The sequence below is a fragment of the Nocardiopsis sp. iso_25 genome, assembly GCF_056173305.1.
Genome location: NZ_CM149667.1, coordinates 3011700 through 3024985, shown reverse-complemented (window position 1 = coordinate 3024985; position 13286 = coordinate 3011700). Strand labels below are relative to the sequence as shown.

The window sequence follows — 13286 nt, the reverse complement described above, 5'->3', positions numbered from 1 at the left end:
AGCGGGGGCTGTTCCTCACGGCGTCGCCCAGGCCCGCCGCTCCGGGCTCCGGGGGTCGTCCACCTGGACCCACTCGGTGCCGATGCGCATCGTGGCCCGGCGCTCGTTGTCGTAGGGGGTCCAGCCGGGGTCGCCGGTCCTGGCGAACCGGATCCAGGTCTGGTGGACGCGGGCGGCCAAGTCGGTGGGGGGCTCGCCGCGCCCCAGCAGACCGCCCGGTCCGCGCAACCGCGGCAGGTGCGCGAGGTCGAAGACGAAGGGCAGCTCGACCGCGTGGGCGGCGCCGAGTTCTCCGCCCAGGGCGTCGGAGCGCCACGCGAACTCGTAGCCGAAGGTGGCGGACTCGGGGTGGCGGGCGTGGGCGCTGGCCAGGGCCCAACTGCCGGCGCCGAACAGCGCGTCGCCCATGATGGCGGACCGCAGCTCGCCGAAGGACGCCCCGGGGCGTGCCCCGCGGTACGTCTGGACGAGCCGCGCCGGGTCCGGGTGCGAGCGCGCGGCGGCCGCGTCGACGTCGGACACGGTCGAGGTGGAGTAGCGGCCGACGGGGGCCAGGTAGAGGTTCCCCTCCTCGGTGTTGGTGCCGATGAGCAGGTCGACGTCCGCGCCGAGTCCGGCGGCGACGGATTCGGCGGGCTGCGTGTCGAGGACCAGGCTGAAGGGGCTGAGTCCGATCAGTGGGTCGCGGTGGGTCCCGGTCCGCAGGTCGATGCCGGCGAGCTTGGTGGCGGCCTCGACCAGGCGGTCGTCGGGGATCTCCGCGAAGGCGTCGGCATCGGGCCGCACGCCCAGCAGGTCGGCCGCCGCACGGGTGACGCGGGCGGCCTGCTCGGTCGTGAACGCCCCCAGGCCGCTGCCGCTCTGGACGATGGCTCGGCGGAAGAGGCCCGTGGCCTCGGGGGTGGCCAGGACGGCGCCGACGATGGTCGCCCCGGCCGACTGACCGAAGAGGGTGACGTCGTCCGGGTCGCCGCCGAAGGCGGCGGCGTTCTCGCGGACCCAGCGCAGCGCGGCGACCACATCGAGCAGGCCGCGGTTGGCGGGTGCTCCGGGGAGGTCGAGGAACCCGGCGATGCCGAGCCGGTAGTTCAGGGTGACGAGGACGACGCCGTCACGGGCGAAGCCGCCGCCGTCGTACATGTCCGAGCGTGTCGAGCCGGCGACGAACCCCCCGCCGTGGACGAACACCATGACGGGCAGGCCGCCGTCCGCGGTCTCGGGCGTCCAGACGCTGACGGTGAGGTAGTCGTCTCCGCGGCTCCAACCGTCGCCGAAGTAGGGGGACATGTCCACGCCGCCGAGTCCGCGTTCGGCCTGCGGCGCGTTGGGGCCCGGCACGGCGGCGTCCCGTACGCCGTCCCAGGGCTCGTGCGGTCGCGGCGGCGCGAACCGGTCGGCGCCGAGGGGAGGCGCGGCGTAGGGGATGTTCAGGAAGGCGGCGGTGCCGTCGCGGCGTCGGCCGCGGACCGCTCCCTGCGCGGTGGTCACAACGGGGTCGGGGTGGTGGTTCACAGGTATGCCTTTCCGCTGGTCTCAGCCCTGGTCGGTGTACGGGGCGAAGGGGGCCCAGCCCTTGACGGCGAACTTGTCTCCGTCGCGCACCACTTCGGCGGCGCCGTGGCCGCCCAGGTGCGCGGGGATCACGAGGGCGTTGTCGTCGGCCGCCCTGCCCAGGACCTCGCGGCGGGTGGCGCGGGCGCCCGCGGGGTCCTCGCAGAAGCAGCTGTTGGCGTCCGGTTCGAGGATCTGCACCGGGTTGTGCAGCAGGTCGCCGACGAACACGGCCCGGTCCGTTCCGGAGGCCAGGGTCAGCACGGAGGAGCCGGGGGTGTGCCCGGGGGCGGCGTCCAGGCGCAGGTCGGCGTCGATCCGGTGGCTGGTCTCCCACAGCAGCGTCTGACCGGCCTCGTGCACGGGGGCCACGCTGTCCTCGAAAACGTTCTGGTTGCCGCGGCCGAGCCGCGGCTGGTGGCCGTTGGCGGGGTTCCAGAAGTCGAAGTCGTCCTTGGGCATCAGGTACGTGGCGTTGGGGAAGGTGGGCACCCAGTTCCGGCCGTCCAGGTAGGTGTTCCAGCCCACATGGTCGATGTGCAGGTGTGTGTTGACCACGATGTCCACGTCCTCGGGTGCGACTCCGGCGCGGGCGAGATCGGCCAGGAATCCGGTTTCGAGACGGCTCCACACGGGCGCGTACGGGCGCTCCTTGTGATTGCCCACACCGGTGTCGACGAGAATGGTCTTTCCCCCGCTGCGCAGCACCCAGGTCTGGATCGCCGAGTTCACCGTATTGGCCTCGAAATCCACGAAATACGGGCTCAGCAAGGGGGCTCCGTCGTCCCAGACCTCCTTGGACACCTCCGGGAAGAAGGTGTCGGGCGTCATTTCCACGGAACCGTAGTACTCCCGGACCCGGGTGATCGTGACATTGCCGAGTTGCATTTGTTCCATGAGGGTTCCCCAGTAATTCGGATGCTTTCTTGGGACCCTACGGGCGGCCCCGGTGCACGCGGTATCAGTCACGTGACTGCACCTGCGCACACGCCCCGGCAGCGGCTGCGCCGCTTGTAGCCTGGGGGCCGAGGCAAGGCGGCTCCGACCGGGGAGCCACGACTCCTGGAGACCCCGTGGGCGAGCACGCAGGCGGTTCCGGTGCGATCGCGGGGCCGGGGCGGGACCCCGCGGACCCGATCGTCGGCCGGGACGCGGAACTGGCGCGCCTCTTCCGTGCGGTGGACTCCGCGTCGGCCGAGCGGGGTCTGGTGCTGGTCGGCGACCCGGGCACGGGCAAGAGCGCGCTGTTGGACTCCGCGGCACGCCGGGCCCGGGCGGACGGCGCTCTCGTGCTGCGCGCCGAGGGCAGCGAGTCGGAGTCGAGCCTGGCCTTCTCCGCGCTGCACCAGCTGCTGAGGCCCGTGTCGGCCCAGGTGGACGCGCTGCCGCAGAGGCAGCGCGCTGCGGTGCGCGACGCCTTCGGTGCGGGGGCGGCCACGGCCGAACCCGACCTCATGCTCGTCGGGGTCGCCGTCCTGGGCCTGTTCTCGGCCCTGGGTGAGCGGCGCCCCCTGCTCGTGGTGCTGGACGACGCGCAGTGGTCGGACCGCGCCTCCCTGGACGCGCTGTCCTTCGCCGCCAGACGGCTGGAGGGCGAACCGGTCACGATGCTGTTCGGGGTCCGCTCCGGCGCCCGCCTTGCGGGGCTGGACCGCCACCTGCCGACGCTCACCCTGGGGGCGCTCGGCGACGAGGCCGCCGACCGGCTGCTGGACATGCAGCCGGGCAGCCCCGTCGGCCGGACCCGGGCACGGATCCTCGACCAGGCCGGCGGGAACCCGTTGGCCCTGACCGAACTGGCGAGGGCGTCCGCCGCACCCGACGCGCCCGCCAGGACGCCCTCCCCGGGCCCGCTCCCGCTCACCGACCACCTGGAGCGGGTCTTCGCGGCCCGTCTGGACGGCCTGCCCGACTCCAGCAGGCGGGCCCTGCTGCTCCTGGCCGCCATGGACGGCGCCGACTCCGCGATCGCCGCCCCGACCGGACTGCCGCACGCCGAGGACGACGCGTGGCTGCCCGCCGAGCGGGCCGGGCTGGTGCGGCGGACCGGCCGGGACGTCCGGTTCCGCCACCCCCTGGTCCGGTCGGCCGCCTACCACGCCGCCTCCCCCGCCTCGCAGCGCGAGGCCCATCTCGCGCTCGCCGGAATACTGCGCGACGAACCGGACCGGCGTGCCTGGCACCTCGCCGCCGCGTGCACGGGCCCCGACGCGGCCGTGTCGGCGGAGTTGGAGCGCAGCGCGGGACGGGCCCTCCGCCGCGGCGGCTACGCGGCGGCGGCCAGCATCCTGGAGCGCGCCGCCGAACTCGCACCGCGGCGCGGGGACAGGGCCAGGCTGCTGGTCGAAGCGGCCACCGCGGCCGTGTTCACCGGCGACATCTCCTGGGTGGAGGAACTGGCCGCCGAGGCACGCGCGCACACCGACGACGCGTCGCTGCTGGCCTCCCTGACCGCGCAGGTCGGACGGCTGTCAGTGCTGACCGTGCGCCACTCGGTGGTCTTCTCCCGGCTGGCCGGTGCCGCCGAACAGGCGGCGGCCGCACAGCCCGCCACCGCGCTGGACCTCCTCGCCGATGCCGCCGTGGTCCGCTTCTACTCCGGAGAGGACGCCCAGCGGCACCGCGTCCGGGCCGTCCTGGGGCTGCTTCCCGAGGAGGAGTCGCAGGCGTGGACGCGCGCCTGGGTGAGGGCCGTGTCGGACCCCTTCGACGACAGGGCCGGGCACCTGTCCGTGCTCGCGCGGTCGGCGTCGCAGGCGCGGCGTCGGCCCGACCGGCTCACCGCCCTGGCGGTGATGGCGTGGCTCCTGGACGAGACCCCGCAGGCCGTCCGCGCCTTCGACGAGGCGTTCGACGGCTGGCGGTCGCGGGGGCCGCTGCCGGAGGGGCTGGAAGGCGCGGCCGCCTGGAGCTATGTGGAACAGGGACGGTGGGAGCGGGCACGCGAGGCCTGTGCCCGCACCGCCGCCGTCGGGGCGAGGGCCGGTCTCGACCACGCCATGGCGTGTGCGGCCGCGGTGGACGCCACCGTGCTGGCCTACCGGGGGGACACGACGGCGGCCCGTGCCCGGATCGGGGAGGTGTTCGCCCTGGTCGATCCGTTGGAGAGCCGCGCCGTGGCCGTCTACGCCCGTCGCGCGCTCGGTGCCGCGGCGATCGCGGACGGCGCGTACGAGACCGCCTACGACCACCTGCGCGCGGTCTTCACCGCCGACGGCGACCCGGTGCACTACCACGCCTCCCACCCGGCCCTGGCGGACCTGGCCGTCGCCGCCGCACGGAGTGGTCGGCGCGCGGAGGCCGCCGCGATCGTCGAGCGTTGCGCACGCGCGCTCGGGGACGGCGCCTCGCCCCGCCTGCGCGCGCTGATCAGCCGGGCCCGCGCCCTCCTGGCGGACCCCGAGGAGGCCGAGGAGGCCGAGGCGCACTTCCGGGCGGCCCTGGCCGATCCGCGGCTGGAGCACTGGCCCTTCGAACGCGCCCAGACCCTGCTGGACCTCGCCGAATGGTTGCGGCGCCGTCGGCGCGTCGCGGAGGCGCGGGGGCCGCTCACCGAGGCTCTGGAGGTCTTCCGGCGTCTGGGGGCGCGCCCGTGGATCGAGCGCGCACGGTCCGAGTCGCGCGCCGCGGGCCTCGACGTCACGGACGCGGTCCCCGACGCGCTCTCCCGGCTCTCCCCGCAACAGCAGCAGATCATCAGGCTCGCCGCCCGCGGGCTGACCAACCGGGAGATCAGCGAGAGGCTCTTCCTCTCCCCGCGCACGGTCGGCTCGCACCTCTACCGCAGCTTCCCCAAGTTGGGTGTCACCGCCCGCTCGCAACTGCGCGACCTCGTGGAGAGCGCCCTTCCGACGGCCGGTCACCGGGGATGAGGCCCGCCCGCCAGGCGCGGACCGGCGGTACGGGGCACCGCGCTGTCGACGGTCACTCCGCTGCTCGGGGGTCCTTGCGCTGCTTGGCGTTGAAGCGCGCCTTCTTCTGACGGTTGCCGCACGTGTTCATGTCGCACCACTTGCGGGTGCGGCTCTGGCTGGTGTCGAAGAAGGCGGCCCGGCAGGTCGGCGACGCGCACAGGGCCAGTCTCCCGTCCCGCTGGCCCGCGATGACGCCGATCGCGTCGGCGGCGATCACGCCGAGGGCGTCCTCCACGCGTGAGGACGGGCCGAGCCGCCACAGCCGCTCGCCCTCGGGCGTCAGGACGGCCGCGGCCCGGCCCTGAACGCTGCGTTCGTTGATGACCCGGACGGCGGCCGAGGGGAGGGCGTCCCGGACCGCGGCCGCCGTCGCGGCGGCGTGGACCGCCTCCCTCAGTTCCCGGGCGAGGTCGAGCTGGGCGGTGGTGCAGGAGTCCGCGGCGAGGCCGTTCACCGCCAGCCAGTCGAGGAGTCGGCGGGGTGTGGGGATGCGCTCCACGGCGTCGCCGCAGCGCTCCGTCAGGGTCGCCGTGAAGCTGGTCGCCAGCACGGCGCCGAGGCGGAAGTCAGGGAACTCAGCGGACATGGAACCACCTTAGCCGGTTGCGCACGGGCGCGGAGGACTGCTAGAACCGCCTTAGCCGGTTCGCGATGGTCGTAGCCGGTTCCGTGACGGCCAGGAGGCCCCATGTCCCGTCCGAGCAGCGACGTGCGAGTGTTCGAAGCCCGCGCGACCGACGCCGACCTCGACGATCTGCGCGCGCGGCTGGCCGCGGCGCGGCTGCCCGAGGCCGAGACGGTCCATCGCGCGGCGCCCGGCCCCCGCCGGTGGGAGCAGGGGGTCCCCCTCTCCGACCTGGTCGACGTCGTCGACTACTGGCGCACCGGATACGACTGGCGGTCGTTCGAAAGGCGTCTCGACCGCGTCGGCCAGTTCCGCACGACCGTCGACGGCCTGGGCATCCACTTCCTGCACCGCCGGTCCGCGCGCGCGGACGCCACTCCCCTGGTCATGACGCACGGCTGGCCGGGCAGCGTCGCCGAGTTCGTCGACGTGGTGGACGAGCTGGCGGACCCGAAGGACGCGGACGCACCGGCGTTCCACGTCGTGGCCCCCTCGCTGCCGGGTTTCGGTTACAGCGACAAGCCGGACACCACCGGGTGGGGAACCGAAAGGATCGCGGCCGCGTGGGTGGAGCTGATGGGCGGGCTCGGCTACGACAGGTTCCTCGCCCACGGCGGCGACTGGGGAGGCAACATCACCACGGTCCTCGGCGGCAGGTTCCCGGCGCACGTCCTGGGCATCCACACGACGTTCGCGGAGGCGCCGCCCGGGTTGTCGACGGACGGGCTGACGGCGGTCGAGCGCGCGTGGACCGAGGAGACCCGCCACTTCTGGCGCCACCGCGCGGCCTACGCCAAGCAGCAGGCGACCCGGCCGCAGACCATCGGCTACTCGCTCGTGGACTCACCGGTCGGGCTCCTGGCCTGGATCCTCGACAAGTTCGCCGAGTGGTCCGACACCGAGGACAGCCCGTTCGAGACGATCTCCAGGGACCGCGTCCTCGACAACGTCACCCTGTACTGGCTGACGCGGACGGGGGCGTCGGCGGCCCGCATCTACTACGAGAGCCACAACTCGCTCGACCCCGAACTCCGGGTCGACGTCCCGTCGGCGATCACCGTCTACCCCCGCGACATCGAGAAGTACCCGCGCCCCTGGTCGCAGGAGCGGTACCGCCGCATCGTCCGATGGAGGTCGCCCGAACGCGGCGGACACTTCCCGTCGCTGGAGGTTCCCGGGTACTTCGTCGACGACCTGCGGGAGGGCCTCGCGGCGGTGCTGGCCGCCCGGCGGTGAACGCGGCCCCGCACGGGCCGCCGCCTTCGGCCTTGCAGGGCAGGCATACCATGATGCCCATGACGCAAGAAGACGGAGAACTGGACGGCCTCGTGCGCAGGCGCATCCGCGCCCTGCGGGTGGCACAGGGCTGGTCCCTGGAGGAACTGGCCCGCCGCGCCCACCTGAGCCAGTCCTCGCTCAGCCGCATCGAGAACGGTCGGCGCCGCCTCGCCCTGGACCAGCTCGTCACCCTCGCCCGCGCACTGGACACCACGCTGGACCAGCTCGTGGAGACGGCCGACGACGACGTCGTCATCAGCCCCATGATCGACGGCGCCCACAGCCGGATGCGCTGGCCCGTCAAGGGCGACCCCGGCATGAGCGTGGTGCGCCAGCGCGTGACCGACCCGCCGCCGGACAACCCGGCCCGCATGCGCGCCCACCCCGGGCGCGAATGGCTCGTCGTCCTGTCCGGCACCGCGACGCTCATGCTCGGCCACCGGCGCTTTCGCGTCGAGACCAACCAGGCCGCCGAGTTCCCCACGATGACGCCGCACGCCATCGGCGCCGAGGGCGGCCCGTGCGAGATCCTGGGCATCTTCGACCGCGACGCCCGCCGCGGCCACCAGCGGGAGGACGGCGGCCACGACGACCAGGACACCTGAGGGAGCGACCGCGTGGACCGCGCGACGACGTCTTGCGCGTCGGGCAGCACATCCGGTCAATGTCTTGCGCAAACCGGGAACCTTCATGCTCGGGGCGCATGCACGTCCTACTGTGGGGGACATGAACCAGACGCACCCGCACAACCACGGCCCCGGTCACGACCACGGCGCCCGGCACGACCACCACCAGGGACACGGCCACCAGGGACAGGACGCCGACGTCCAGGCGGAGATCCTCGACCTGGACGCCGAGGTCCTCGCCGAGCACACGGACTCCATCACCGCGTGGCTGCCGCTGACGGCGGACCCGCGCCGGATCGTGGACCTGGGCTGCGGCACGGGCGCGGGCACCTTCGCCCTCCTCGACCGCTTCCCCGACGCGCACGTCACGGCCGTCGACACCTCCGACGGACACCTCCAGCGGCTGCGCGACAAGGCGCGCGCCCTCGGCGTCGAGGAGCGGGTGCGCACCGTGCGGGCCGACCTCGACGCCCCCGACTGGCCCGACCTCGGCTCACCGGACCTGGTGTGGGCCTCGGCCTCGATGCACCACATGGCCCGTCCCGACCGCGCGCTGCGCAGCGTCCACGACGCGCTCGCGCCCGGCGGCCTGTTCGCCGTCGTCGAGCTGGCCGGGTTCCCCCGCTTCCTGCCCGAGGACGCCCCCGAGGACCGGCCCGGCCTGGAGGAACGCGTCCACGCCGCGGCCGACCGCCTCCACACCCAGCACATGCCCCACCGGGGCGCCGACTGGGGCCCGATGCTGACCGCCGCCGGTTTCACGGTCGAGGGTGAGCGCACGATCGCCGTGAACATCGAGGGCTCCCAGAGCGAAGCGATCGGCCGCTACGCGCTCAGCGGCCTGCGGCGCATCCGCACCGGCGTCGCCGGAGAGCTCTCCCCCGAGGACCTGGCCGCGCTCGACCGGCTCCTGGACACCGACGGCCCGCACAGCATCCTGCGCCGCGACGACCTGGCCGTGCGCACCGAACGCGCCGTGTGGGCCGCACGCCGCTGACCCGGCCCCGGGCCCTTACGCGGAGCGGGGCAGCTCGGTCCCCCGTGCGGACCGGAGCCGCGCCGCCGCGCGCGCGGCGGTGAGCCCCGCGCCCACGACGGCGAGGGCGGTCAACAGGACGGCGAGCGCGGGGAACAGCCAGAAGACGTCCACCGGGACGTAGCTGTTGTCCTGGAGCGCGGGAGCGACGAGGAAGAGGAGGACCGCCGACGCCGGGGCGACACACTGGGGAATCAAGCGCAGGGCGAACCCCCAGGCGGGCCAGGCGGCCCGGCGGGCGGCCCACCTCGGCGAGCGGCGCAGGCCGAGGACGCTCAGGACCACGACGGCGGCGGTTGCCGCGCCCAGGACCAGATCGGTCACGGTCGCAGTCGGCGTGCCGGGATCGGGGGTTCGGCCCTCGGTCAGGTCGATGATGCCGGAGCTGATCTCGTAGGCGTTCTCACGGGAGGGGGAGAAGCTGTTGAGCAGCACCACCACGCCGTAGCCGCTGCCGGGCACCAGGTCCTGCTGGGAGTTGAAGCCGGAGACGACGCCGCTGTGCGAGATCCGCGCGGGCGTCACCTGCGGCCCGCTGTGCCTCCAGCCGAGCCCCGCCCGGTCGGCGGCGGGCTGGGCGGTGTGGGACTCCTCCACGAGCGCGGAGGAGAGCAGGCGCCGCCCGTCCGGGCCGACCCCCTCCCGCTGCTGCATGGCGAGCCAGGCCGCCATGTCGTGCGAGGTACTCACCACCGCGCCCGATCCGCTGTTCATCGCCTCCGGTGTGGGCGCGGGGAAGGCCGCGCCGTACGCGGTGACGTGCCCGGGGGCGAGCCCGTCGACGGGGTCGCGCGTGGTGGTGGTGGCGACGGTGTCGTCCATGCCCAGCGGGGCGAAGACCTCTTGGGCCAGATGTTCGGTGAAGTCCTGTCCGGCGACCCGCTCCACCAAGAGCGCCGCCACCCAGTAGTTGAGGTTGCTGTAGCGGTAGGAGGCGCCGGGGTCGGCGGCCGGGGGCAGGCCTTCGATGCCGGCCACGCCCTCCTCCAGCGTCCGCGCGGGGCCGACGATGGTGGGGTTGGGCAGCCCCGAGGTGTGGGAGAGGAGCTGGCGGACGGTGACGCCGTCGGGTGCGGCGTCGGGCAGGTAGCGCGCCACGGGCGCGTCGAGGTCGACTCGTCCCCGGTCCACGAGCCGCAGCACCGCGAAGGCCGTGAACGACTTGGACACGGAGCCGACGCGCAGCCGGGTGTGCTGGGTGATCGGGCGGCCCTCGGAATCCTCCCCGTAGCCCGCCTCGTACACGGTCTCTCCGTCCCTGACCACGGCGACGGCGGCCCCCGGAAGGCCGTGGCGGTCGAGGTAGGCGGTGACGAAGGCGTCCACCCGCTCCGGGGAGAAGCCCTCCCGGGCCTGGGCGGGGACCGCCACGGCGAGGAGGACGGACACGGCCAGGAGCAGGCGGAGCAGGGAGGTGGGCCGCATCAGAGGGCTTTCGTCGTCGGGGGCGGTCGGTGCGGGCGCCGTTGGAGGGTCCGCCCGTACACGTGTCACGGTCGGGCGCCACCGTCCCACCGGGCCGCGTCGGCGCACATCGGGAAGCCCCCTGGTTCCGTCCCGGGTCTCACCCTCGACCGCCCTCGGGGTGTTCCCCGACGGGGGATCAGGTCCGCGGTGCGACCGTCCCGCCCGGACGCCGCCTCCCGGCCGAGGGCCCGGCGGGACGCGCCGCCCGCGCGGCGGGACGCCCCTCCCTGCGCGGACGGACGGGGAACCCGCCGGTTCCGGCCCGCCCCGCCCGCATCCCCCGGCGGGAGGGTCGGTGCGCACCGCGGTTCGCCGTGGCCGGGCGGTCCGCGGGTCCGATCCGGTCCCGTGACCGGGTAATCCTTGTCCCATGGACACCCACGACGACCGCATCCGGGTGCGCGGCGCCCGCATCCACAACCTCAAGAACGTGGACACGGAGCTGCCCCGCGACGCACTGGTCGCCTTCACCGGCGTCTCCGGGTCGGGGAAGTCCTCCCTGGCCTTCGGGACCCTCTACGCCGAGTCCCAGCACCGGTACCTGGAGTCGGTGGCGCCGTACGCCAGGCGCCTGCTCCAGCAGCTCCCGGCCCCGGAGGTGGACGACGTCACCGGGATGCCGCCCGCCGTGGCGCTCGCCCAGCCGCGCTCGGCGCCCTCGGTCCGCTCCACCGTGGGCACCCTGACCACGCTGTCCAACACGCTGCGCATGCTCTTCTCCCGGTCCGGTGTCTACCCGCCCGGGGCGCAGCGCCTGGACTCCGACTCCTTCTCCCCCAACACCGCGGCCGGGGCCTGCCCGACGTGCCACGGAGAGGGGGTCGAGTACGAGGTCACCGAGGGGTCGCTGGTGCCCGACCCCGGGTTGAGCATCGCCGAGGGGGCGGTCGCCTCCTGGCCCGGTGCCTGGCAGGGCAAGAACCTGCGCGACATCCTCGACACCCTCGGGTACGACGTCCACCGGCCCTGGCGGGAACTGCCCCAGGGCGAGCGCGACTGGATCCTGTTCACCGAGGAGCAGCCCGTGGTGACCGTCCACCCGGTCCGTGAGGCGGGCCGTGTCCACCGGCCCTACCAGGGCAAGTACAGCAGTGCGCGCAGGCTGGTGCTCAAGGCGTACGCCTCCTCCGCCAGTGAGGCCCGGCGGCGCAGGGCCGCCGAGTTCATGGTCGACCGGACCTGCCCGGAGTGCGGCGGTCGGCGGCTGCGGCAGGAGGCGCTGCGGGTCACCTTCGCCGGGCACACCATCGCCGAACTGGCGGCGCTGCCCCTGAGCGAGCTGGTGGCCCTGCTGCGCCCCTGGGCGGAGGACACGGGTGCGGCGGGGGCGCTGGTCGGGGAGATCACGGCACGGGTCGGGGTGCTGGCGGAGCTGGGGCTGGGCTATCTGAGCGCGGCCCGACCGGCACCGACCCTGTCCACCGGGGAGTTCCAGAGGATCCGGCTGGCCACCCAGCTGGGCACGGGGCTCTTCGGGGTGGTCTACGTCCTGGACGAGCCCTCCGCGGGCCTGCACCCGGCCGACGTCGAGGCGCTCTCGAAGATCCTCCGGCGCCTGCGCGACGGCGGCAACACCGTGTGCTTCGTCGAGCACGACCTGGACGTGGTGCGCGGCGCGGACTGGATCGTCGACGTCGGGCCGGGGGCGGGCGAGCACGGGGGGCGCGTCCTGTACAGCGGACCGGTCCCCGGCCTGCGGGAGGTCCCGGAGTCGGTGACCGGCCGCTACCTGTTCGGCGACGAGGTCCCGGAGCACCGGCCCCGCACCCCCAGCGGATACCTGGAGCTGCGCGGGGCCGCCCGCAACAACCTCGAAGGGCTGGACGCCGACGTCCCCCTCGGCGTGTTCACCGCCCTCACCGGCGTGTCCGGCTCGGGCAAGTCCTCCCTGCTGGCGGAGACCGGGGACCTGGCCGCCGAACACGGCCGGGTGGTGTGGGTCAGCCAGCAGCCCATCGGGCGGACACCGCGCTCCAACCTGGCGACCTACACCGGACTCTTCGACACGGTGCGCAAGCTGTTCGCGGCCACCGAGGAGGCCCGCGCGCTCGGTTACGGGCCCGGCCGGTTCTCCTTCAACGTCGTGGGCGGTCGCTGCCCGCACTGCGAGGGCGAGGGGTCCGTGTCGGTGGAGCTGCTGTTCCTGCCCACCACCTACGCCCCCTGCCCGACCTGCGGCGGATCGCGCTACAACGACGACACCCTCCGGGTGCGGTACCGGGGGCGCACGGTCGCGGACGTGCTCGCGATGTCGGTGGAGGAGGCGGCGGGGTTCTTCACCGAGGAGCAGTCGGTGCGGCGCTCCCTGGAGACCCTCGCCGGGGTGGGCCTGGGCTACCTGCGCCTGGGCCAGCCCGCGACGGAACTGTCCGGCGGCGAGGCCCAGCGGATCAAACTGGCCACCGAACTCCAGCGCCGCCGGGTCACCGGCACGGTCTACCTGCTCGACGAGCCCACCACCGGCCTCCACCCCCACGACACCGACGTCCTAGTCAGCCGCCTGCGCGACCTCGTCGGCGCGGGTGCCACCGTGGTGGCGGCCGAGCACGACATGCGGGTCGTGGCCACCGCCGACCACGTCATCGACCTGGGCCCGGGCGGCGGATCGCGGGGCGGACGGATCGTCGCTCAGGGCACGCCCGCACAGGTCGCGGCGGCCCCGGACAGCCGCACGGGCTCCTACCTGAAGGGGGTGTTCTGAGCGACGATCCGTCCGCCCGCCGCCGTGGGCTGTGGCCACCTTCCGGCGCTGTGGGCGCGGGCCCGACGAAGGGGCAGGGGCGAAACCG

General features: G+C 74.2%; 9 protein-coding genes. 5 read left to right on the top strand and 4 right to left on the bottom strand.

Going from position 1 to position 13286, the window contains the following annotated elements:
• Positions 1 to 15: 15 nt before the first annotated feature.
• Both AC0VX6_RS13075 and AC0VX6_RS13070 read right to left on the bottom strand, forming a co-directional pair.
• Positions 16 to 1512, bottom strand: a complete 1497-nt coding sequence (locus tag AC0VX6_RS13075; RefSeq protein WP_475468896.1) for a carboxylesterase/lipase family protein — start codon at positions 1510 to 1512, stop codon at positions 16 to 18.
• A 21-nt stretch (positions 1513 to 1533) separates the two neighbouring features.
• On the bottom strand, positions 1534 to 2439 hold the full coding sequence (locus tag AC0VX6_RS13070) for an MBL fold metallo-hydrolase (protein ID WP_475469330.1): 906 nt from the start codon (positions 2437 to 2439) through the stop codon (positions 1534 to 1536).
• Between the two features lie 185 nt (positions 2440 to 2624).
• On the opposite strand from AC0VX6_RS13070, the gene AC0VX6_RS13065 reads away from it, so the two are divergent.
• On the top strand, positions 2625 to 5423 hold the full coding sequence (locus AC0VX6_RS13065) for an ATP-binding protein (RefSeq protein ID WP_475468894.1): 2799 nt from the start codon (positions 2625 to 2627) through the stop codon (positions 5421 to 5423).
• Positions 5424 to 5475: 52 nt separating this feature from the next.
• On the opposite strand, the gene AC0VX6_RS13060 is transcribed toward AC0VX6_RS13065, so the two are convergent.
• Positions 5476 to 6051: a CGNR zinc finger domain-containing protein gene (locus AC0VX6_RS13060; RefSeq protein WP_475468892.1), complete on the bottom strand. Its 576-nt coding sequence runs from the start codon at positions 6049 to 6051 to the stop codon at positions 5476 to 5478.
• Positions 6052 to 6153: 102 nt separating this feature from the next.
• Here AC0VX6_RS13060 and AC0VX6_RS13055 point away from each other — a divergent pair, with 102 nt between their 5' ends.
• The 3 genes from AC0VX6_RS13055 to AC0VX6_RS13045 all read left to right on the top strand — a co-directional run bounded on the left by AC0VX6_RS13055 (position 6154) and on the right by AC0VX6_RS13045 (position 8991).
• Positions 6154 to 7326 (top strand): epoxide hydrolase family protein, encoded by a 1173-nt coding sequence (locus tag AC0VX6_RS13055; RefSeq protein WP_475468890.1) that lies wholly within the window; start codon positions 6154 to 6156, stop codon positions 7324 to 7326.
• Between the two features lie 59 nt (positions 7327 to 7385).
• The gene (locus AC0VX6_RS13050; protein WP_475468888.1) at positions 7386 to 7973 is read left to right on the top strand and encodes a helix-turn-helix domain-containing protein; all 588 of its coding nucleotides are present in this window, start codon (positions 7386 to 7388) and stop codon (positions 7971 to 7973) included.
• Positions 7974 to 8094: 121 nt separating this feature from the next.
• Entirely contained in the window at positions 8095 to 8991 is an 897-nt protein-coding gene (locus AC0VX6_RS13045; RefSeq protein WP_475468886.1) for a class I SAM-dependent methyltransferase, read from the top strand.
• Positions 8992 to 9006: 15 nt separating this feature from the next.
• Here the strand turns inward: AC0VX6_RS13045 and AC0VX6_RS13040 are convergent, their stop codons facing one another.
• Positions 9007 to 10455: a serine hydrolase domain-containing protein gene (locus AC0VX6_RS13040; protein WP_475468884.1), complete on the bottom strand. Its 1449-nt coding sequence runs from the start codon at positions 10453 to 10455 to the stop codon at positions 9007 to 9009.
• Between the two features lie 412 nt (positions 10456 to 10867).
• On the opposite strand from AC0VX6_RS13040, the gene AC0VX6_RS13035 reads away from it, so the two are divergent.
• Entirely contained in the window at positions 10868 to 13198 is a 2331-nt protein-coding gene (locus tag AC0VX6_RS13035) for an ATP-binding cassette domain-containing protein (protein WP_475468882.1), read from the top strand.
• The last annotated feature ends 88 nt before the right edge of the window (positions 13199 to 13286 follow it).